Source organism: Dickeya aquatica, from assembly GCF_900095885.1.
GTDB classification, from domain to species: domain Bacteria; phylum Pseudomonadota; class Gammaproteobacteria; order Enterobacterales; family Enterobacteriaceae; genus Dickeya; species Dickeya aquatica.
Genome location: NZ_LT615367.1, coordinates 700,077 through 720,093, shown reverse-complemented (window position 1 = coordinate 720,093; position 20,017 = coordinate 700,077). Strand labels below are relative to the sequence as shown.

Sequence of the window (20,017 nt, the reverse complement as noted above, 5' to 3'; positions counted from 1 at the left end):
GGGCGCGAGCCATGACCAGCCTGCGGCATTTTTACCGGCTAACCGCACCGCTGTGGTTACGCCGCCAGGCCGCAGGGCTATGGCTACTGCTGCTGGCGGAGATAGCGTTGACGCTCGCCGTGGTGTGGATAAGCGTGCAGTTTGCGCACTGGAGCAAACTGTTCTATGACGCGCTGGCGGATAACTTCCGCCATGCCGCCGTCAGCGAACTGGCGTTCAGCTATCTGGGTTATACCGCGCTGTTTGTGGTGGTGGTGGTATGCGCCAATGGCCTGAAAAAATGGCTGATCCTGTGCTGGCGCAGGCAGATGACTCAGCACGTTGAGCAATGCTGGTTGCAGCATCACGCTCACTACCATCTCCACCTGACGCCACAAGGTGCGCCGGATAACCCTGACCAGCGTATCGCAGAAGACATTCGTTTACTCACCGAACAAAGCCTGACGCTGCTGTTATCGTTGATAAAAAATAGCGCCCGGCTATTTTCATTTCTGGCGATCCTCTGGCAGATTTCCGGCACGCAAACGCTGGCACTGGGCAGTGTACAGCTCGCGGTGCCGGGCTATCTGGTGTGGATAGCGCTCGGCTATGCAGCGCTTGGCAGCGCCATCACCCACGGGCTTGGCGCGCCGCTCCATCGCGTTAACGCCAGCCTGCAACAGGCAGAAGCGGAATACCGCGCCACCTTGCTGCGCACCCATGACCACAGCGAACAAATCGCCTTTCATCAGGGGCAACCGGCCGAGCAGCGACGTATGCAGCACCACTTCAGCGCCATTGTTAACCGCACCAGTCAACTGATCGGCCGGGAATTCCGGCTGGAGAGCTTTACCACCAGCTATTTTCGCCTGAGCCTGATTTTACCGGTGTTTGCCCTGCTGCCGCTTTACCTGGCCGGGCAGATCTCGCTGGGCATCATCATGCAAGCGCGCACGGCATTCGGCTACGTGCTGGATGCCTTTGGCTGGTTTGTTGACAGTTACCACGAGCTGGCGCGCTGGTCGGCCACCGTCAGCCGCCTGTGGGAGTTGCAACAGCGGCTGGCCGGGCTGCCCCAGTGCTCCCGGCCACTACACCGGGGGGATGCATTACACATCCATCGATTGCACCTGCACACACCACAAGACAGAGCGCTCCTGAAGCCGGTTACGCTGCACCTGCCACCCGGCCATTGGTGCCAGTTACGCGGGGCTAGCGGCTGCGGTAAAACCACCCTGTTACGCGCACTGGCAGGGATCTGGCCGTTTTATACCGGTGAGATCCTCTTCCCGGCCGGCCGGGTGATGTTTTTACCACAAAAGCCCTACCTGCCACCGGGTACCCTGCGCCAGCTTCTCAGCTACCCCCAGCCGGACATCCGGCATGATGCGCGGCTGCATCTTGCGCTGCAACGGGTGCAATTAGCCCACCTTAGCGGTGAGCTCGACCACCAATGCCCCTGGTCGATGCGGTTATCCGGTGGGGAACAGCAGCGGCTGGCACTGGCGCGGGCTCTGTTACAGGCACCGGTACTGTTGTGCCTTGATGAAGCCACCAGCCAGTTAGATGATGACAGCGCCTGGCAGTTGATGCTGATGCTGCGCCAGCAACTGCCCGAGACGCAAGTGCTGGCCGTTACCCACCAGCGCATTCTCTCTACGCTGTTTGACAGCGTGGTGCACGCCATACCCGACCCGCAGCACGAAACCGCAGTGGCCGGGTAGACTGGCTCACGCAGTACGCCAGAGCACAACTAAAGAGGAACACCGGGGGAAAGCACACGGGGGAAAAACGCAGCATAAAACGTCAGAACACGCCTTTCGGCTGAAAAAAAACAGGCCCGAGTGAATCGGGCCTGTTTGCACCATTCGTATCAATCGGGCATCACGCCTCGGCTTTATCGCCCAGCAACACCGATTCCAGCGCGATTTCGATCATCTCGTTAAAGGTGGTCTGGCGCTCGGCAGCGGTGGTCTGCTCGTGGGTACGGATATGGTCAGACACGGTGCAGATGGCCAGCGCTTTCGCGCCGAATTCCGCCGCCACGCCGTAGATACCGGCCGCTTCCATTTCCACGCCCAGAATGCCGTATTTTTCCATCACGTCGAACATGTGCGGGTCAGGCGTGTAGAACAAATCAGCGGAGAACAGGTTGCCGACGCGGGCGTTGATGCCGCGTGCTTTGGCCGCGTCCACCGCGTGGCGCAGCAGGTCGAAATCGGCAATGGCGGAGAAGTCGTGATCTTTAAAGCGCATGCGGTTGACTTTGGAATCGGTGCACGCGCCCATGCCAATCACCACGTCACGCAGTTTCACGTCTTCGCGTACCGCACCGCAGGAGCCGACGCGGATGATCTTCTTCACGCCGTATTCTGTTATCAGCTCTTTGGTGTAGATAGAGCAGGACGGAATGCCCATGCCGTGGCCCATCACCGAGATGCGGCGGCCTTTGTACGTGCCGGTGAAGCCCAGCATGCCGCGCACGTTATTCACTTCAACGGCGTTTTCCAGAAAGGTTTCCGCGATGTACTTGGCGCGCAGCGGGTCGCCCGGCATCAGTACCACGTCCGCGAAGTCACCCATTTCTGCATTGATATGTGGCGTAGCCATCTCTTTTCTTCCTTATCGAATTCGATTCAAAATCATGACGATAGATTATAGCGCCCGTGAGCGGTAGCTGTCACAGCATTGCGGTGCCGTAATCCATCGGCGACACGCCAAAATAGCGGGCAACCGTCTGGCCGATATCGGCAAAGGTAGTGCGGTGGCCGTAGTCGCCCGGTGCAACCTTCGGGCCGTAAATCAGCACCGGCACATGCTCGCGGGTGTGATCGGTGCCCGGCCAGCTCGGGTCACAACCGTGGTCGGCGGTCAGAATCAGAATGTCATCCTCCGTCACGCGCGCCAGCATCTCCGGCAGACGGCGGTCAAACAGCTCCAGCGCGGCGGCGTACCCTGCCACATCGCGGCGATGGCCGTAAGAGGAGTCGAAATCGACAAAATTGGTGAACACAATGGTGTTGTCACCGGCCTGCTCCATCTCGGCAAGCGTGGCGTCAAACAACGCGTCGATACCCGTTGCTTTGACTTTTTTGGTGATGCCGACGTTGGCGTAGATGTCGGCAATTTTGCCCACCGACACCACCTGACCGCCCTTCTCGTCCACCAGTTTTTTCAGCACCGTCGGCGCAGGCGGCTCGACCGCCAGATCGTGACGGTTGCCGGTGCGCTGGAACTGACCGGCTTTCTCACCGACAAACGGCCGGGCTATCACCCGCCCGATGTTGTACCCGCCGTCAGTCAGCTCTTCACGGGCGATTTCACACAGTTCATACAGTTTATCCAGCCCGAAGGTCTCTTCGTGGCAGGCAATCTGGAATACCGAATCCGCCGAGGTATAGAAAATCGGCTTGCCGGTTTTCATGTGCTCCTCGCCAAGCTGGTCAAGAATTACCGTCCCTGACGAGTGGCAATTGCCGAGATAACCCGGCAGCCCGGCACGTTCAACCAGCCGGTCTAACAGCGCCTCGGGGAAGCTATTGTGTTCATCACGGAAATAGCCCCAGTCGAACAGCACCGGCACCCCGGCGATTTCCCAGTGACCGGACGGCGTATCTTTGCCAGAAGAGAGCTCGCTGGCATAAGCATAGCCACCGATTATCTGCGCCTGTTCATCCAGCCCCGGCGGGAAATGCCCGGTGGAGCCTTGCGCCGCTTTGCCCAGCCCCAATCGGCTTAGGTTCGGCAACTGCAACGGCCCCTGACGCCCGCGATTGGCCTGGCCCTGTGCGCAGGCATGTGCGATATGGCCCAGCGTATCTGAACCTGCGTCACCAAACTGCCCGGCATCTGCGCTACTGCCGATACCGAACGAGTCCAGCACCATAATAAATGCACGTTTCATCTTGTTATCTCCTGCATCGTGCGTAAGGCACAGCATGTCCATCCAGTATAGATGTTCGTCACGTCGGGCCGTGAGGATCAGAGGTCAGCCATATCCAGCCGACGGTAAATCAGCGGACAGGTTGCGGGCGGCACCTCGTCAATCCGCACCGCAGCGCGCAGCGCCTCTGCCGCCTGCTGCCAGTCAGACTCCGTTTTAGCGTGGATGACCGCCAGCGGGCGGGCCGCATCAACCCTGTCGCCCAGGCTGACCATCTCACTCAACCCGACACTGCTGTCAATGATATCACTGGCCTGACGTCGCCCACCACCCAGCGCCACCACCACCATGCCCAGCGCACGCGCATCCATCGCACTGACGAAGCCCTGCTGGTCGGCAAATACCGGTTTGCTTAACGTGGCCGGTTGCAGATAACGATCGTAATGCTCGACGAAATCCACCGGGCCTTGCTGGGCCGCCACCATCCGGCCAAACACCTCGGCGGCGCGGCCATTGTCCAGCACCGCCTGCAATTTGGCGCGCGCTTCGGCAGGGTCATGCGCCAGCTTGCCTGACAGCAGCATCGACTCACATAACGCCATCGTCACCTCAAGCAGGCGCGGATTACGCTGTTCGCCGGTCAAAAAGCGCACCGCTTCACGCACTTCCAGCGCATTACCGGCGCTGGAGGCCAGCACCTGATTCATATCGGTCAGCAATGCGCTGGTGCGGCAACCGGCATTATTGGCCACACCAACAATCGCGCGCGCTAACTGTTCAGACTGTTCATAGGTCGGCATAAACGCGCCGGAACCGACTTTGACATCCATCACCAGCGCATCCAGCCCTTCTGCCAGCTTTTTCGCTAAAATCGAGGCGGTAATCAGCGGGATGGAGTCCACCGTGGCGGTAATGTCACGGGTGGCATAAAAGCGCTTATCGGCAGGGGCCAGCGAGGTCGTCTGGCCGATAATCGCCACACCGACATCACGGATAATGCGGCGAAAGCGCTCATTATCGGGCAAAATATCGAGCCCCGGGATCGACTCCAGCTTATCGAGCGTGCCACCGGTGTGGCCAAGTCCCCGGCCAGAAATCATCGGCACGTAGCCGCCACAGGCGGCCACCATCGGGCCTAACATCAGCGAGGTGACATCGCCCACGCCGCCGGTCGAGTGTTTATCCACCAGCGGGCCGTTGAGATTCAGCCCCGACCAATCCAGCACGGTGCCAGAATCACGCATCGCCAGCGTCAGCGCCACCCGCTCATCCATGTTCATATCATGAAAAAAGATGGTCATCGCCAGCGCGGCGATTTGCCCTTCAGAGACGGTATTATCACGCACCCCATTGATGAAAAAGCGGATTTCTTCAGCACTGAGCGCATGTCCATCCCGTTTTTTACGGATAATTTCCTGAGTCAAAAACACTGTTGTTCTCCTGCATAACGCAAAACATACGCCAGCAAAGGCAGGCGTATTGTCGGTGCAAAACCGCAAGGTTATCCGAAATAAGTTACCGAACGACCTGCTCCCCGCCGATTCATCAATCGCGTGTTTGATTCATTTTATTGATTGATAGCGTATCGGTTAATAACCGCTTTTCTCGCCCGAAGTCGCATGGCCGAGCGTCGTGAGCAGGCTGGCAAGCAAACCGGATGCGCCAAAGCGGAAGTGGCGGGCATCCGCCCAGCCTTCGCCCATGATGCTATCAGCCAGTTGCAGGTAATCCGCCGCGTCTTGCGCACTGCGCACGCCGCCGGCCGGTTTAAAACCAACGTGCTCGCCCACGCCTTTTTCGCGCAGCACCGTCAGCATCACTTCAGCCGAATGCAGCGTGGCATTCACCGCCACCTTGCCTGTGGAGGTTTTGATAAAATCCGCCCCGGCATCAATCGCGATTTCGCTGGCTTCACGGATCAGCGCATCGGTTTGCAATTCGCCAGTTTCAATAATCACTTTCAGCAGCACACCGGCTGACTCACAGGCCGCTTTGCAGGCTTTCACCAGGTCAAAACCAACCTGCCGATTGCCCGCCATCAGCGCCCGATACGGGAACACCACATCCACCTCATCCGCGCCATAGGCAATGGCGGCATTGGTTTCCACCAGTGCGATAGCGATATCGTCACGGCCGTGAGGAAAATTGGTCACGGTGGCGATGCGAACATCCGGCGTCCCCTGCTCACGCAGCACTTTACGCGCCAGCGGGATAAAACGCGGGTAGATACAAATCGCCGCCGTTTTACCTGCCGGGCTATTGGCCTGACGACACAGTGCGATCACCTTCTCTTCGGTGTCATCGTCATTCAGGGTGGTTAAATCCATCAGCCCCAGCGCCCGCTGCGCCATTATGGTCAGTTCACTCATACAACACTCCGCTTTTGGTCACGCCGAGACATTGGGCGCGATAGGTTTTTTTAAGCGATACGGTATTTCACCGCGATCGCCCGCTGTTTTTTGTGTTTTTATTCACATAAAAAAGAAACAATAGACACATAAAACATCATCACTGTGAATATTATCACAAAAAAGAGGTAATATGGCGAGCACGGTCGATGGTTTATCCCCGCTGATGCGGGGAACACTTTAGCCCCAACCGGGCACCGATTACACCTGCCGGTTTATCCCCGCTTGCGCGGGGAACACAATTCGGCGGTGTACATCTCGCCATTTTTGAACGGTTTATCCCCGCTGGCGCGGGGAACACGCCTCAGTTGTGGCCGTAACATCCTCATACCCCGGTTTATCCCCGCTGGCGCGGGGAACACGAAACTCGGGTGCGTGTGTGCAGTCCCGCCACCGGTTTATCCCCGCTGGCGCGGGGAACACCCATCAGACTCTAGCCGTCAGGCCCGAAACCGCGGTTTATCCCCGCTGGCGCGGGGAACACTGCGCCACGCGCAGGGATTGGGAAAAATATGACGGTTTATCCCCGCTGGCGCGGGGAACACTGTTACGAACGCGTTGGCCGTCTTTCGTCAGCCGGTTTATCCCCGCTGGCGCGGGGAACACTGCGCCACGCGCAGGGATTGGGAAAAATATGACGGTTTATCCCCGCTGGCGCGGGGAACACTGTTACGAACGCGTTGGCCGTCTTTCGTCAGCCGGTTTATCCCCGCTGGCGCGGGGAACACATAGTCAGCATCGCGGAAGTTTTTACCCGTGCCGGTTTATCCCCGCTGGCGCGGGGAACACGGCGTGAATGTCAGGATTGAGAATTGCCCGTGCGGTTTATCCCCGCTGGCGCGGGGAACACCTCGCTGTTCTCAGAAATCCATTTTTCAAACGCGGTTTATCCCCGCTGGCGCGGGGAACACGTCTTTCGTCAGCCTTACAACACCCTCGTACACGGTTTATCCCCGCTGGCGCGGGGAACACATAGCTGCTGATATCAACGTTTTGCGGCGCTCCGGTTTATCCCCGCTGGCGCGGGGAACACCGCCATCAGCTTTGGTAGAGTGTTCGAAATGACGGTTTATCCCCGCTGGCGCGGGGAACACGCTGTTAAATAGAGGTCAGTCATGAGGTTTACCGGTTTATCCCCGCTGGCGCGGGGAACACCACCCTCTCGTTTTGCCACAGCGGAAGAGGCTCGGTTTATCCCCGCTGGCGCGGGGAACACACTGGTATCAGGGGATGCGTTCATCTGGCACGCGGTTTATCCCCGCTGGCGCGGGGAACACGCACTAAGCGGGTGCGGCTCCTCTCCGCCAACCGGTTTATCCCCGCTGGCGCGGGGAACACCTCTGCTATCTGTAGCTTTATCCGAATCATGCCGGTTTACCCCCGCTGGCGCGGGGAACACGCCGACTTTAAGTTCTGGTTACCCGAAGGGCGCGGTTTATCCCCGCTGGCGCGGGGAACACGCGATATTGCACATATCACGGCGAATAGTTATCGGTTTATCCCCGCTGGCGCGGGGAACACTCTAAAAGTATATACTTGTTTTCTAATGACTTTTAAAGCCTGAAAAATTCCACCCACTTTTTCATGTTGTTAAAGAACACTAACTTATTGATAAATAAAGGCCGTGATGTACCTCACCGGCTGCCACCGATAAATGGCGTCAAACAGGCAGCCTGTATCGGCCTGTCACCGTAAAATAGGCGCTAAACCACGAAAAGGAAATGACGTGAACAGCAGCGACAGCATATGGTTCTTATATCTGCTCCGCACCGAGGCCGGAGCGCTCTATACCGGTATCACCACCGATGTGGCGCGCAGGCTGGCACAGCACCAGGCCGGAAAAGGGGCGCGGGCATTACGCGGCAAGGGGCCGCTGACGCTGGTGTATTACTGTGTGGCGGGCGATCGCTCAACGGCACTAAAATGGGAATATCGCATCAAGCAATTGAGCAAAATGCAAAAAGAAAGGCTGGTGCAACACCAGCCTGCCACACTTGACGATTTTCCGCCGCTATTCAGAAGCGATTAAACGGCTCGGCGTATTCCACCAGGCCACTGGCTCCCTGAAAATGGTTATCCGCCAGCGGATAGACCTGAAAATCCGCCTCGCACCCCAGCCAGCGGCAATGCAACTGTTGCGCGGCCGCAGGCACAAAGCCGAAGCGCGCATAGTAATGAGCATTACCCAGTACGACAACCGCGGTATAGCCGAACTCATTGAGTGCATCCAGCCCTTCATATACCAGTTGCTCACCAATGCCCTGACGGCGGTGCGACTCATCTACCGCCATCGGTGCCAGTGCCACCCATTGCAGGTCTTCCCCGCCCAGCGTCACCGGGCTGAACGCGGCATACCCAATCACGCCGCCTTCGTCGTCGGTAGCGACGATACCCAGCGTCAGTTGGCCATCCTCGCGCAATTGCTGAACCAGTTCGGCCTCAGCACTGGTGGGAAACGTACGCCGCAACAGCGCATCAATGCCGGGGGCATCGACCGGAATTTCTACACGAATCAGCATGATACTGGCATGTGCGCGCCGACAGGCTGCGCACCCTCCTGTAACCCGGCAGCAATAAACCCGGCCAGTTGCAGCAAGCCGGTACGCAGCGGTGCCGGCATGTTCTCAAGCTCAATCGCATCCATCAAATTTTTGACATACAGACCCAGCTCGGTGTCACCTTCAATACGCAAACGGCGCTGGAAAAACAGCGTGTCCGGGTCTTCGAGGCGGGCCGCTATCAGAATCAGGTCGTTGGCATCGGCGCTAAAGCTCACATCCGCCAGCTCATTATGGCTGATAGCCAGACGGTTATTGCACAGCGTCACAAACCACTGCAAACCAATATCCCGCACTTCAACGCGCAACCAGCGTCCTTGCAGAAAATCCAGTTCCCCTTCCTCCAGTGCCTGGCGAAACTGCCAGTCCAGCAGTTGCTCCATCACCCGACGTTGCAGGAAAAAAGGCGTTAATGTTAATGGCTTACTCAGTAAGCGCGGCCCTTGACGCACAATCTGTGCCCGTAGTTTTTCCAACACTGGCCTACTCCTCATAAAGCGATACTGCCTGACCGATATGGCCCTCATTCTGCCACATAACAGGAAACGGGCAGCACAGGTCTACATCATAAAAAACGCCAGACCGGTGTATTCCGCCTCACCGCACCACGCCCGGCAGACCAACAATCGTTACCCAACGGGGTAAATTTAGCCTGTTCTGCGCCAAATCACGAACCGAAACCACCGGTAATCCCCTTTTATGCTGGTTTAAATCAAAGTTACCGGGGATTCGCTTCACTAAGATCCGTTTTTATTGCCAACAGGCGCGCAGCGCCAGGCCGACATGAAAGGATGTAACCATGGAGTTGCTTTGCCCCGCCGGGAACTTACCGGCACTGAAAGCCGCCATTGACCAGGGGGCCGATGCGGTGTACATCGGGCTGAAAGACGATACCAACGCCCGCCACTTCGCTGGCCTGAATTTCACCGACAAAAAATTGCAGGATGCTGGCGACTATGTGCATCAGCGTCGGCGCAAACTGCACATCGCCATCAATACGTTTGCTCACCCTGATGGTTACTCGCGCTGGCAACGGGCGGTGGATACGGCCGTGCAAACAGCCGGAGCGGATGCGTTGATCCTGGCTGATTTAGCGATGCTGGAATATGCCGCCGAGCGCTACCCGAGCGTTGAGCGACACGTCTCGGTACAGGCATCCGCCACCAATGAGCAGGCCATTCGCTTCTACCAGCGCCATTTTGACGTCGCACGGGTGGTTTTGCCACGCGTGCTCTCGATTCATCAGGTCAAACAGCTGGCACGCACCAGCCCGGTGCCGCTGGAAGTGTTTGCCTTTGGCAGCCTGTGCATTATGGCCGAAGGACGCTGTTATCTGTCGTCCTATTTAACCGGTGAGTCCCCGAATACCGTGGGGGCCTGCTCGCCGGCACGCTTTGTGCGCTGGCAGCAAACGGATCAGGGCATGGAATCCCGCCTGAATGATGTACTGATAGACCGCTATCAGGATAACGAAAATGCCGGTTATCCCACCTTGTGTAAAGGCCGCTATCTGGTTGATGGCCAGCGCTATCACGCGCTGGAAGAGCCGACCAGCCTCAATACGCTGGAGTTGCTGCCGGAGCTGATGGCCGCCAACATCGCGTCGGTAAAAATCGAAGGCCGCCAGCGCAGCCCGGCCTACGTCAGTCAGGTGACAAAAGTGTGGCGTCAGGCGATTGACCGCTGCAAAGCCGACCCGGCGCATTTCAGTGCCACCCCAGAATGGATGGATGCACTGGGCGCACTTGCCGAAGGCACACAAACCACGCTGGGCGCTTACCACCGTCAGTGGCAGTAGCGGGAGAACACACAATGAAATATTCACTAGGCGCACTGCTTTACTACTGGCCAAAAGCTGACATTGAGGCTTTCTATCACGCCGCCGTTACCAGCAGTGCCGATATCATCTATCTGGGTGAGACGGTGTGCAGTAAACGGCGCAGCATGAAAGTAAACGACTGGCTCGCCTTAGCGCGTGATGTCGCGCGCAGCGGCAAGCAAGTGGTTATCTCCACGCTGGCGCTATTGCAAGCCCCCTCTGAACTCAATGAGCTACAACGCTATGTGGAAAACGGCGAGTTTCTGCTGGAAGCCAACGATCTCGGTGCGGTTAATATGGCCGCCGAGCGCGGTCTGCCGTTTGTCGCCGGACATGCGCTGAATTGCTACAACGCCTATACGCTGCGCTTGCTGCACAAACAGGGCATGATGCGCTGGTGTATGCCCGTTGAGCTGTCGCGTGACTGGCTGCAACATCTGCTCAATCAATGTGATGAGCTGGGCTTTCGCCATCAATTCGAGGTTGAAGTGCTGAGCTATGGTCATCTGCCGCTGGCTTATTCCGCACGCTGTTTTACCGCTCGCTCGGAAAACCGCGCCAAAGATGAGTGTGAAACCTGTTGTCTGAACTATCCACAAGGCCGTCAGGTGCTATCGCAGGAAAACCAGCAGGTGTTCGTGCTCAACGGTATCCAGACTCAGAGCGGTTACTGCTATAACCTGGGTAATGATTTGGCCTCCATGGACGGGCTGGTGGATATCGTGCGCCTGTCACCGCAGGGGCCTGACACGCTGGCGATGCTGGCGCGTTTTCGCGCTAACCAGCATGGGGAACACCCGCTGGTGCTGGAAAACCAGCAGGATTGCAACGGCTACTGGCGGCGTCTGGCCGGGCTGGAGCTGGTTGATTAGCTCGTCAGGGACGATGCGCACGCATCGTCCGTTATCTCGTGTTAAGACAGCGTAACATCTTATCCGTGTTTATTTTGGGCTGACACGTTCAGCCCCTTAACCTGATGAGTGACGCTTATGACCGCTAACGTTCCTTTCTCGCTGCTCGATCTGGCTCCCATCCCGCAGGGCAATACCGCCCGTGATGCGTTTCACCATTCTTTGGATCTCGCGCAACATGCAGAATCCTGGGGATACCAGCGCTACTGGCTGGCCGAACACCACAACATGACCGGCATCGCCAGCGCCGCCACCTCAGTGCTGATCGGTTACATTGCCGGTGGAACACAACGTATCCGGCTCGGTTCCGGTGGAGTAATGCTGCCAAACCATGCGCCACTGGTGATTGCCGAGCAGTTCGGTACACTCGAATCGCTCTACCCCGGCCGTATCGAGCTCGGGCTTGGGCGTGCGCCGGGCACCGACCCGCGCACCATGCAAGCACTGCGCCGCCATTTGCACACCGATCTTGACGATTTTCCGCGCGATGTCGCCGAATTGCAGCACTACTTTGCCGATGCCAAACCAGCACAAGCCGTGCAGGCGGTGCCGGGACAAGGGCTGAATGTGCCAATCTGGCTGTTAGGCTCCAGCTTCTATAGCGCGCAGTTGGCCGCCTCAATGGGATTGCCATTTGCCTTCGCCGCCCATTTTGCCCCCGATATGCTGTTACAGGCGCTACAGCTTTACCGCGACAATTTCCAGCCTTCCGCTCAACTGGAAAAACCGTACACCATGGTGTGCGTTAACGTCATCGCCGCCGACAGCGACAGCGACGCCCGTTTCCTGTTTACGTCACTGCAACAGCAATTCATCAACCTGCGCCGCGGCACACCGGGGCCGCTGCCTGCGCCGGTCGAGTCGATGGCGGCTTACTGGTCAGCCGCCGAGCAGTTTGCCGTGGAACAGACATTACGGCTCGCCATCGTCGGCTCGCCGGCCAGCGTGCACCACGGCCTGCAAACCCTGCTGCGGGAAACCCAGGCCGACGAGCTGATGCTCAACGGCCAGATATTCAACCATCAGGCCCGATTGCGCTCTTTTGAGCTTATCGCACAATTACAGCCAGAGGTTGTACGCCAGCCGCGAATGGCCTAATCACAGGCATAAAAAAACCAGCCCGAAGGCTGGTTTTTCACATCAAGACCGGTTGTATCAGGCGTCATTGAAACGACGTGGTGCACGCTGGCCTTCACGGTTGCCACGACGCTCACCACCACCTTCACGGCGCTCACCGGCAAACGGACGGCGGCCATTACCGCTGCCAGCACGTTCACCGAAACCACGACCACCGCGTTCGCCACGCTCACCGCCTTCACGGCGCTCACGACGTTCATGCGGCTGTGCATCACCCATCAGTTGCATATTCATCGGCTTGTTCAGAATACGGGTACGAGTGAAATGCGACAGCAATTCTCCCGGCATTCCTTTCGGCAGCTCGATGGTTGAGTGAGAAGCAAACAGCTTGATGTTACCGATATAACGGCTGCTGATGTCACCTTCATTGGCAATGGCACCCACGATATGGCGAACTTCAACACCATCATCACGGCCCACTTCAATGCGGTACAACTCCATTTCACCCACATCACGACGCTCACGGCGAGCCGGGCGCTCATCACTGCCACTGCGCTCAGTCCGCGGGCCACGATCATTACGTTCGCCACGGCGCTCGAAACGATCTTCACGCTCACGGAATTCACGACGCGGGCGTGCCGGTGCATCCGGCGGCAGGATCAGCGGGCGTTCACCCTGTGCCATTTTCAGCAGAGCCGCTGCCAGCGTTTCCACATCCAGCTCATCCGCAGGCTGCAATTTCGCCAGCAGAGCACGGTACTGATCCAGATCACTACTTTCCAGTTGCTGCTGAACTTTTGCCGCAAACTGCGCCAGACGACGCTGACCCAGCAATTCCGCATTCGGCAATTCCACTTCAGGAATGGTCAGCTTCATGGTGCGTTCAATATTGCGCAGCAGGCGGCGTTCGCGGTTTTCCACAAACAACAGCGCACGGCCGGCACGGCCCGCACGGCCGGTACGGCCGATACGGTGAACATAGGACTCGGAATCCATTGGGATATCGTAGTTCACCACCAGACTGATACGCTCAACGTCCAGACCACGAGCGGCAACGTCGGTGGCAATCAGGATATCCAGACGACCATCTTTCAGGCGCTCCAGCGTTTGCTCACGCAGCGCCTGGTTCATGTCACCATTTAGCGCCGCACTGTTATAACCGCTGCGCTCCAGCGCTTCGGCCACTTCCAGCGTGGCATTCTTGGTGCGCACGAAAATGATGGCTGCATCAAAGTCTTCCGCTTCGAGGAAACGGATCAGCGCTTCATTTTTACGCATGCCGTATACCGTCCAGTAGCTCTGGCTGATATCCGGGCGCGTGGTGACGCTGGACTGAATACGCACTTCCTGCGGATCGTTCATGAAGCGACGGGTAATGCGGCGGATCGCCTCCGGCATGGTGGCGGAGAACAGCGCGGTCTGATGTTCAGCCGGGATCTGCGCCATGATGTTTTCCACATCTTCAATAAAGCCCATACGCAACATTTCGTCGGCTTCATCCAGTACCAGACCGCTCAGGTTGGACAGATCCAGCGTACCGCGTTTCAGGTGATCCAGCAGACGACCCGGCGTACCGACGACGATCTGCGGCCCCTGACGCAGGGCACGTAACTGCACGTCATAACGCTGGCCGCCATACAGTGCGACCACGTTAACACCCTGCATATGTTTAGAGAATTCATTACAGGCTTCTGCTACCTGCACCGCCAGTTCACGGGTCGGTGCCAGCACCAGCATTTGTGGCGCTTTCAGTTCAGCCTTGATGTTATTGAGCAACGGCAAAGAAAACGCCGCTGTCTTGCCGCTACCTGTCTGGGCCATACCCAGCACATCACGGCCGTTCAACAAATGGGGAATACACTCCGCCTGAATCGGGGACGGTTTTTCATACCCCATGTCAGACAGTGCATTCAAAATAGGAGCAGACAGCCCCAAGCTAGCAAAAGAGGTTTCAAACTCTGCCATGTAAACTAAGCCTCACTTCAAAATGGCGGCCAGTCTACATAACTTGTCGAGAAAATACTCAATCATTTTCATTGAAAAGTGTGAACCGGCTCAAATTGGATTAAAAAGCGAACAATAAAGCCTCGCCCGTTAAGGCGATGAAGAAATCATCATGATTTCAGGCTGAAAGGTGTTCGTCAGCTATTGCTGGTCCGATCCTGATAGGTCGTCTTGCTCTTGGCCTAACTGCGCCAATTCCAACAATGCATAGCGGTGCTCAACAAAATTGTGAACATTGTTAGCAACCGTCAGCTTGAACAACGCCTCGGCGGTGTTCTTGTCCCCCAGACTTAGGTAGTGCTTACCTAAATAGAAGTCAGTTTCACTGAGATGCTCGGCGAGCGAAGTGTTATCCTTAGCTTCTTCCTGAATCCGCTGCATCAAGGTTTTCTCGTTGATGTAGCCCAGGTAGAATTCGACAATCGTCCATCCCCACACACCTTTCTTTGCGCCCTCGTAGCGTTCTTTTAACGCCGATTTGGCCTTCTCGGGATTGATTTCTCTCTCCACCAGATAAAGCCACAGGGAACGGAAAGGATCATTAGGATCGTCGCGATAAAACGCTAGCAGATCATCCTGCGCCAACAGGTAGCGACCGCCGTAGTACAAAGCGATGCCCCGATTCAAACGCGCATAATTGTAAGTTGGATCAAGCTCTAATACAGAATCAAACGCTTCATAGGCAGCATCAAAATTGCCTGCCTGCGTCAAATAAATGCCGAGATAATTAAATACCTCCGGCATATCGGGGCGGATAGAGAGCGCTTGTGAAAAATCATTTCGCGCTAATGCCCGTAACCCGAGACTATCATACAGCACTCCGCGCTCATATAACAGCTGTGCCCGCTCATCGGGAGTAATTGCCCGGCTCGCGAGGATTTGTTCCATGCGTGCCAGGATGACTTCCTGTTGCAACGTAGGCTGCAACGGGACGGCCAGCAATGCATCTTTGCGCCAATCCGTGTTGCTGCATCCTGCCAGCATGATTGCTGTCGCAACATAACACCAGCGCAAGAAAGGCTTCATTTCCCACTCCCGAAGACAAACATTGGATGAACATCCTGTCCCCGACTGCTCAGTATAAGGATATCCGTTCCTTATAATACACGCAGCTCCTTCACACTGTAAGGAGCTGCCAATCGATTATCCGTTATTATTCTTCACTGGAAACCGGAACAGTTTCCTGAGATTGAGCAGTTGCTTCTTTTATGCTCAAACGGACACGCCCCTGACGGTCTACTTCCAGCACTTTGACCGGTACTTCCTGGCCCATCTGCAAGTAGTCGGTCACTTTCTCAATACGCTTGTCCGCAATTTGAGAAATGTGTACCAGCCCTTCTTTACCGCCACCGATCGCCACAAATGCACCGAAATCAACAATGCGGGTCACTTTACCCTGGTAAATACGACCCACTTCGATTTCAGCGGTGATTTCTTCGATGCGACGGATCGCCAGGCGGGCTTTATCGCCATCAGTAGACGCAATCTTCACCGTACCATCATCTTCAATTTCGATGGTGGTACCAGTTTCTTCGGTCAGCGCACGGATAACCGAGCCACCTTTACCGATCACATCTTTGATCTTGTCAGTGCTGATCTTAATCGTGTGGATACGCGGAGCGAACTCAGAGATTTCACCACGCGGAATGCTGATAGCCTGCTCCATCACGCCCAGGATGTGCAAACGCGCCCCTTTTGCCTGATTGAGTGCCACTTGCATGATCTCGCGGGTGATCCCTTCGATTTTGATGTCCATCTGCAAGGCGGTAACGCCTTCACGACTACCGGCAACTTTAAAGTCCATATCGCCGAGGTGGTCTTCATCGCCGAGGATGTCAGACAGCACAACGTAGTTGTCGCCTTCTTTTACCAGACCCATCGCAATACCCGCGACGGCAGCCTTGATAGGCACGCCAGCATCCATCAGCGCCAGAGAAGCACCGCACACGGACGCCATGGAAGAAGAGCCGTTAGATTCAGTGATTTCAGACACCACACGCACGGTGTACGGGAAGGCTTCTGGTTTCGGCATCACGGCCAGCACGCCACGTTTCGCCAGGCGGCCATGACCAATTTCACGGCGTTTCGGTGAACCTACCATGCCGGTTTCGCCCACAGAGTACGGCGGGAAGTTGTAATGCAGCAGGAAACGATCGGTACGTTCACCCATCAGTTCATCAATGTTCTGCGCATCACGCTCGGTACCCAGCGTCGCCGTCACCAGCGCCTGTGTTTCACCACGAGTAAACAGTGCAGAGCCATGAGTACGCGGCAGCACGCCGGTGCGCACGTCCAGACCACGGATCATGTCTTTTTCGCGGCCATCAATGCGTGGCTCACCACGCAGCACGCGGCTACGTACCACGTTTTTCTCAATGCTGCCGAGAATGTCACGCAGTTCATTTTCGTCCAGCGTTTCATCTTCAGCCAGCAGTGCCGCAACGACATCAGATTTAATCACATCAACCTGAGCATAACGCTCTTGCTTTTCAATGATGCGATAAGCATCGCCCAGACGGGCTTCGGACAACGCCTGCACGCGGTTATGCAATTCCACATTCACAGCAGGAGCTTGCCAGTCCCATTTCGGTTTACCGGCTTCTGCGGTCAGTGCTTTGATATTTTCGATGACGATCTGCTGCTGGTCGTGACCAAACACCACCGCCCCCAGCATCTGATCTTCACTGAGCAGATCCGCTTCAGATTCCACCATCAGCACCGCACCTTCAGTACCGGCCACTACCAGATCCAGACGGCTGGTTTTCAGCTCTTCGCTGGTCGGGTTCAGTACGTACTGATCGTTGATATACCCAACGCGTGCCGCACCAATCGGGCCATTGAACGGAATGCCAGACAGGCTCAGCGCAGCAGAAGCACCAATCATCGCCACGATATCCGGGTTAACCTGCGGGTTAACGGAAACGACGGTGGCAATCACCTGTACTTCATTGACAAAACCGTCTGGGAACAGCGGGCGGATCGGGCGGTCAATCAGACGCGAAGTCAGCGTTTCGCCTTCGCTCGGGCGGCCTTCACGACGGAAGAAACCACCGGGGATACGGCCAGCTGCGTAAGTACGCTCTTGATAGTTAACGGTCAGCGGGAAGAAGTCCTGACCCGGCTTGGCATTTTTCGCGCCCACAACGGTAACAAATACGGCAGTGTCATCCATGCTAACCATGACAGCGGCAGTGGCCTGACGAGCCATCATACCGGTTTCCAGCGTAACGGTATGTTGGCCGTACTGGAATTTACGAACGATCGGATTAAGCAAAATACTATCCTTTACCAGAGGGATACACGGTGTGTCATCCAACAAGTCTGTCACCGACACCGTGAAACCAGTTAAATAACCGACCCTGTCACTACATCCTCGCGACTAATGACAAGCCTTATACCGCTTTTAGCAGATAAAACTTCTCATTAGCCGCGCGAATCGCTGTAATAACGGATCATTTTTGCAACAGCAATACATTACTCTGTTTTGCTGGCACTTCCTAGAAGAAAGGGGCCAAAAGAGGCCCCTTTCTCCTGAAACTCGTCGAATTAGCGACGCAGACCCAGACGTTCGATCAGGGTAGTGTAGCGTGCCAGATCTTTACGTTTCAGGTAATCCAGCAGCTTACGACGCTGAGATACCATACGCAGCAGACCACGACGGCTGTGGTGGTCTTTTTTGTGCTCGGAAAAGTGACCTTGCAGATGGTTAATCTGTGCAGTCAGCAGGGCAACCTGAACTTCGGTAGAACCGCTGTCATTTTCGCCGCGACCAAATTCCGCAACAATCTTCGCTTTTGCTTCAACGCTTAGAGACATGATTTACTCCAAAATAGATAAACAGAAACAGGTGCCGATCTCTAATTCAGCAACCCAGGATTTAAGCCGCGCCATTTTACTCTTAGCCTACCCCAATCGCAAGGCACAAGGCATCTAAACACGCCGGGCCCACGGCCTTTTCGGAGGGGAAAATATGATGACATCGCGGCTGGCTCGTTATCAGGCAAAAGATGGAGGAAAGTTTTCGACGACTAACCGACGCGGTGCTACGCGACCTTCATCATCAATTTCACCCATGCCAATAAACTTGTGGGATTCACCTTCCGTAATACGCACCATACCTTGTGTCGGTGCATCCGGCGCTCTTACTGCCTGACCGAGCTTTAAGTAACCCGCGACGACAGCAGATAAGTTGACCACGGGAAATGCCTGCACGGCAGTATCCATCGGTAGCAGCAGGTCATCCAACAGTTCACCGACAGGTTGCTCTTGCGCCAACGCCTGCTCATGCAGTGCCTGCAATTGTGCCAGTGTCACCATCCGTGCGGTCGGGTATGTCGCCACCTGTAAACGGCGCAGATAGATAACATGCGCACCACATCCTAGCTTCTCGCCCAGATCGTCAATAATGGTGCGAATGTAAGTCCCTTTCGAGCAGTGGATTTCAAGCTCCAGCTCATCCCCTTCCCAGCGAATGAATTGCAGTTCGTACACCGTGATATCACGAGCCTCACGCTCTACCACTATGCCTTGACGTGCATACTCATACAGCGGGCGGCCTTCGTGTTTCAGAGCCGAGTACATGGAAGGAACCTGTTGGGTATGGCCGCGAAAACTGTCTAAGGCCTGCATCAGTGCATCATTATCAAATGTGACAGGACGCTGTGCTATCACATTACCATCTGCATCTGACGTATCCGTTCGCTGCCCAAGACGGGCGATAACACGATAGCGTTTATCTGCATCCAACAAGTATTGGGAAAATTTGGTCGCTTCTCCGAGGCACACAGGCAGCATGCCCGTTGCCAGTGGGTCAAGCGCACCGGTGTGCCCAGCTTTGTTGGCATTAAACAGGCGTTTTACCTTTTGCAGCACATCGTTGGATGATGCGCCTTGCGGTTTGTCTAACAACAAAACGCCGTGAATATCCCGACCACGACGACGAGGACGCGACATTAGCCCTCCTGCTCATCGTCAGCCGTTGAGGAACGACGTTGGGCATCGCGTCTGACGACGTTTGTCACCAGGTTTGACATTCTCATCCCTTCGACCAGCGAATTATCGTAAGAGAAGGTCAGCTCAGGCACGACACGCAGGCGCATCGCTTTCCCAATCAGCATACGAATAAAACCAGAGGCATCCTGCAATGCCTTAATACCCACTCTGATTTGTTCCGGTTCGTTGTCATTAAGGAACGTGACAAAGACCTTGGCATAAGCCAGATCGCGAGACACTTCGACACCGGATACCGTTGCCATGCCAACACGCGGATCTTTCACTTCGCGTTGAAGGATAATGGCTATCTCTTTTTGCATTTCCTGCGCCACACGCTGTGTGCGGCTGAATTCTTTCGCCATGACGAATCCTCAGGGAAAAAGCGG

The 20,017-nt window shown here is 56.1% G+C and carries 18 protein-coding genes and 1 CRISPR repeat array; of the genes, 5 read left to right on the top strand and 13 right to left on the bottom strand.

Annotated elements, in window-relative coordinates:
* Positions 1 to 11: 11 nt before the first annotated feature.
* The gene (locus tag DAQ1742_RS03285; RefSeq protein WP_035339834.1) at positions 12 to 1,703 is read left to right on the top strand and encodes an ABC transporter ATP-binding protein/permease; all 1,692 of its coding nucleotides are present in this window, start codon (positions 12 to 14) and stop codon (positions 1,701 to 1,703) included.
* A 160-nt stretch (positions 1,704 to 1,863) separates the two neighbouring features.
* Here the strand turns inward: DAQ1742_RS03285 and deoD are convergent, their stop codons facing one another.
* The 4 genes from deoD to deoC all read right to left on the bottom strand — a co-directional run bounded on the left by deoD (position 1,864) and on the right by deoC (position 6,231).
* On the bottom strand, positions 1,864 to 2,589 hold the full coding sequence (gene deoD / locus DAQ1742_RS03280; RefSeq protein ID WP_035339832.1) for a purine-nucleoside phosphorylase: 726 nt from the start codon (positions 2,587 to 2,589) through the stop codon (positions 1,864 to 1,866).
* 70 nt (positions 2,590 to 2,659) lie between these two features.
* The gene (gene deoB / locus DAQ1742_RS03275) at positions 2,660 to 3,883 is read right to left on the bottom strand and encodes a phosphopentomutase (protein ID WP_035339830.1); all 1,224 of its coding nucleotides are present in this window, start codon (positions 3,881 to 3,883) and stop codon (positions 2,660 to 2,662) included.
* A gap of 77 nt (positions 3,884 to 3,960) precedes the next feature.
* A complete protein-coding gene (gene deoA / locus DAQ1742_RS03270; protein ID WP_035339828.1) occupies positions 3,961 to 5,292 on the bottom strand; it encodes a thymidine phosphorylase in 1,332 nt (443 codons plus the stop codon).
* A gap of 159 nt (positions 5,293 to 5,451) precedes the next feature.
* Entirely contained in the window at positions 5,452 to 6,231 is a 780-nt protein-coding gene (gene deoC, locus DAQ1742_RS03265) for a deoxyribose-phosphate aldolase (RefSeq protein ID WP_035339826.1), read from the bottom strand.
* Between the two features lie 189 nt (positions 6,232 to 6,420).
* A CRISPR array of direct repeats spans positions 6,421 to 7,791; the repeat unit is 29 nt; unit sequence CGGTTTATCCCCGCTGGCGCGGGGAACAC.
* A 205-nt stretch (positions 7,792 to 7,996) separates the two neighbouring features.
* On the opposite strand from deoC, the gene DAQ1742_RS03260 reads away from it, so the two are divergent.
* Complete coding sequence (locus DAQ1742_RS03260) at positions 7,997 to 8,299, top strand: GIY-YIG nuclease family protein (protein ID WP_035339824.1); 303 nt, start codon at positions 7,997 to 7,999, stop codon at positions 8,297 to 8,299.
* Here the strand turns inward: DAQ1742_RS03260 and DAQ1742_RS03255 are convergent.
* Positions 8,286 to 8,789, bottom strand: a complete 504-nt coding sequence (locus DAQ1742_RS03255; RefSeq protein WP_035339822.1) for a GNAT family N-acetyltransferase — start codon at positions 8,787 to 8,789, stop codon at positions 8,286 to 8,288. The two genes, DAQ1742_RS03260 and DAQ1742_RS03255, sit on opposite strands and share 14 nt — an antisense overlap.
* Positions 8,783 to 9,307: a ubiquinone anaerobic biosynthesis accessory factor UbiT gene (gene ubiT, locus DAQ1742_RS03250; protein WP_035339820.1), complete on the bottom strand. Its 525-nt coding sequence runs from the start codon at positions 9,305 to 9,307 to the stop codon at positions 8,783 to 8,785. The genes DAQ1742_RS03255 and ubiT overlap by 7 nt, the downstream gene beginning before the upstream one ends.
* A gap of 320 nt (positions 9,308 to 9,627) precedes the next feature.
* Between ubiT and ubiU the strand changes: the two genes are divergently transcribed.
* The 3 genes from ubiU (at position 9,628) to DAQ1742_RS03235 (ending at position 12,656) form a co-directional block, all read left to right on the top strand.
* Positions 9,628 to 10,626, top strand: coding sequence for a ubiquinone anaerobic biosynthesis protein UbiU (ubiU, locus tag DAQ1742_RS03245; protein WP_035339818.1), 999 nt, complete (start codon positions 9,628 to 9,630; stop codon positions 10,624 to 10,626).
* A gap of 14 nt (positions 10,627 to 10,640) precedes the next feature.
* A complete protein-coding gene (locus DAQ1742_RS03240) occupies positions 10,641 to 11,519 on the top strand; it encodes a U32 family peptidase (protein WP_035339816.1) in 879 nt (292 codons plus the stop codon).
* Between the two features lie 117 nt (positions 11,520 to 11,636).
* Positions 11,637 to 12,656, top strand: a complete 1,020-nt coding sequence (locus DAQ1742_RS03235) for a luciferase-like monooxygenase (protein WP_035339814.1) — start codon at positions 11,637 to 11,639, stop codon at positions 12,654 to 12,656.
* 57 nt (positions 12,657 to 12,713) lie between these two features.
* On the opposite strand, the gene DAQ1742_RS03230 is transcribed toward DAQ1742_RS03235, so the two are convergent.
* The 7 genes from DAQ1742_RS03230 to rbfA form a co-directional block, all read right to left on the bottom strand.
* A complete protein-coding gene (locus DAQ1742_RS03230; RefSeq protein WP_035339812.1) occupies positions 12,714 to 14,600 on the bottom strand; it encodes a DEAD/DEAH family ATP-dependent RNA helicase in 1,887 nt (628 codons plus the stop codon).
* Positions 14,601 to 14,612: 12 nt separating this feature from the next.
* Complete coding sequence (gene yrbN / locus DAQ1742_RS20825; protein ID WP_107760761.1) at positions 14,613 to 14,672, bottom strand: protein YrbN; 60 nt, start codon at positions 14,670 to 14,672, stop codon at positions 14,613 to 14,615.
* Positions 14,673 to 14,780: 108 nt separating this feature from the next.
* Positions 14,781 to 15,665 (bottom strand): lipoprotein NlpI, encoded by an 885-nt coding sequence (gene nlpI, locus DAQ1742_RS03220; RefSeq protein ID WP_035339809.1) that lies wholly within the window; start codon positions 15,663 to 15,665, stop codon positions 14,781 to 14,783.
* 127 nt (positions 15,666 to 15,792) lie between these two features.
* Positions 15,793 to 17,913, bottom strand: a complete 2,121-nt coding sequence (gene pnp, locus DAQ1742_RS03215) for a polyribonucleotide nucleotidyltransferase (protein ID WP_035339808.1) — start codon at positions 17,911 to 17,913, stop codon at positions 15,793 to 15,795.
* 272 nt (positions 17,914 to 18,185) lie between these two features.
* Positions 18,186 to 18,455 (bottom strand): 30S ribosomal protein S15, encoded by a 270-nt coding sequence (gene rpsO, locus DAQ1742_RS03210; RefSeq protein WP_035339806.1) that lies wholly within the window; start codon positions 18,453 to 18,455, stop codon positions 18,186 to 18,188.
* 180 nt (positions 18,456 to 18,635) lie between these two features.
* Entirely contained in the window at positions 18,636 to 19,592 is a 957-nt protein-coding gene (truB, locus tag DAQ1742_RS03205) for a tRNA pseudouridine(55) synthase TruB (RefSeq protein WP_067486584.1), read from the bottom strand.
* The gene (gene rbfA / locus DAQ1742_RS03200) at positions 19,592 to 19,993 is read right to left on the bottom strand and encodes a 30S ribosome-binding factor RbfA (protein ID WP_035339800.1); all 402 of its coding nucleotides are present in this window, start codon (positions 19,991 to 19,993) and stop codon (positions 19,592 to 19,594) included. Before rbfA ends, truB begins: the two co-directional genes overlap by 1 nt.
* Positions 19,994 to 20,017 lie beyond the last annotated feature (24 nt).

Excerpts from the sequence above, each read along its gene's own strand:
- DAQ1742_RS03285 (WP_035339834.1), top strand. The coding sequence starts at position 12 with ATGACCAGCCTGCGGCATTTTTACCGGCTAACCGCACCGCTGTGGTTA.
- deoD (WP_035339832.1), bottom strand. The coding sequence starts at position 2,589 with ATGGCTACGCCACATATCAATGCAGAAATGGGTGACTTCGCGGACGTG.
- deoB (WP_035339830.1), bottom strand. The coding sequence starts at position 3,883 with ATGAAACGTGCATTTATTATGGTGCTGGACTCGTTCGGTATCGGCAGT.
- deoC (WP_035339826.1), bottom strand. The coding sequence starts at position 6,231 with ATGAGTGAACTGACCATAATGGCGCAGCGGGCGCTGGGGCTGATGGAT.
- DAQ1742_RS03255 (WP_035339822.1), bottom strand. The coding sequence starts at position 8,789 with ATGCTGATTCGTGTAGAAATTCCGGTCGATGCCCCCGGCATTGATGCG.
- ubiU (WP_035339818.1), top strand. The coding sequence starts at position 9,628 with ATGGAGTTGCTTTGCCCCGCCGGGAACTTACCGGCACTGAAAGCCGCC.
- DAQ1742_RS03240 (WP_035339816.1), top strand. The coding sequence starts at position 10,641 with ATGAAATATTCACTAGGCGCACTGCTTTACTACTGGCCAAAAGCTGAC.
- DAQ1742_RS03235 (WP_035339814.1), top strand. The coding sequence starts at position 11,637 with ATGACCGCTAACGTTCCTTTCTCGCTGCTCGATCTGGCTCCCATCCCG.
- DAQ1742_RS03230 (WP_035339812.1), bottom strand. The coding sequence starts at position 14,600 with ATGGCAGAGTTTGAAACCTCTTTTGCTAGCTTGGGGCTGTCTGCTCCT.
- nlpI (WP_035339809.1), bottom strand. The coding sequence starts at position 15,665 with ATGAAGCCTTTCTTGCGCTGGTGTTATGTTGCGACAGCAATCATGCTG.
- rpsO (WP_035339806.1), bottom strand. The coding sequence starts at position 18,455 with ATGTCTCTAAGCGTTGAAGCAAAAGCGAAGATTGTTGCGGAATTTGGT.
- truB (WP_067486584.1), bottom strand. The coding sequence starts at position 19,592 with ATGTCGCGTCCTCGTCGTCGTGGTCGGGATATTCACGGCGTTTTGTTG.
- rbfA (WP_035339800.1), bottom strand. The coding sequence starts at position 19,993 with ATGGCGAAAGAATTCAGCCGCACACAGCGTGTGGCGCAGGAAATGCAA.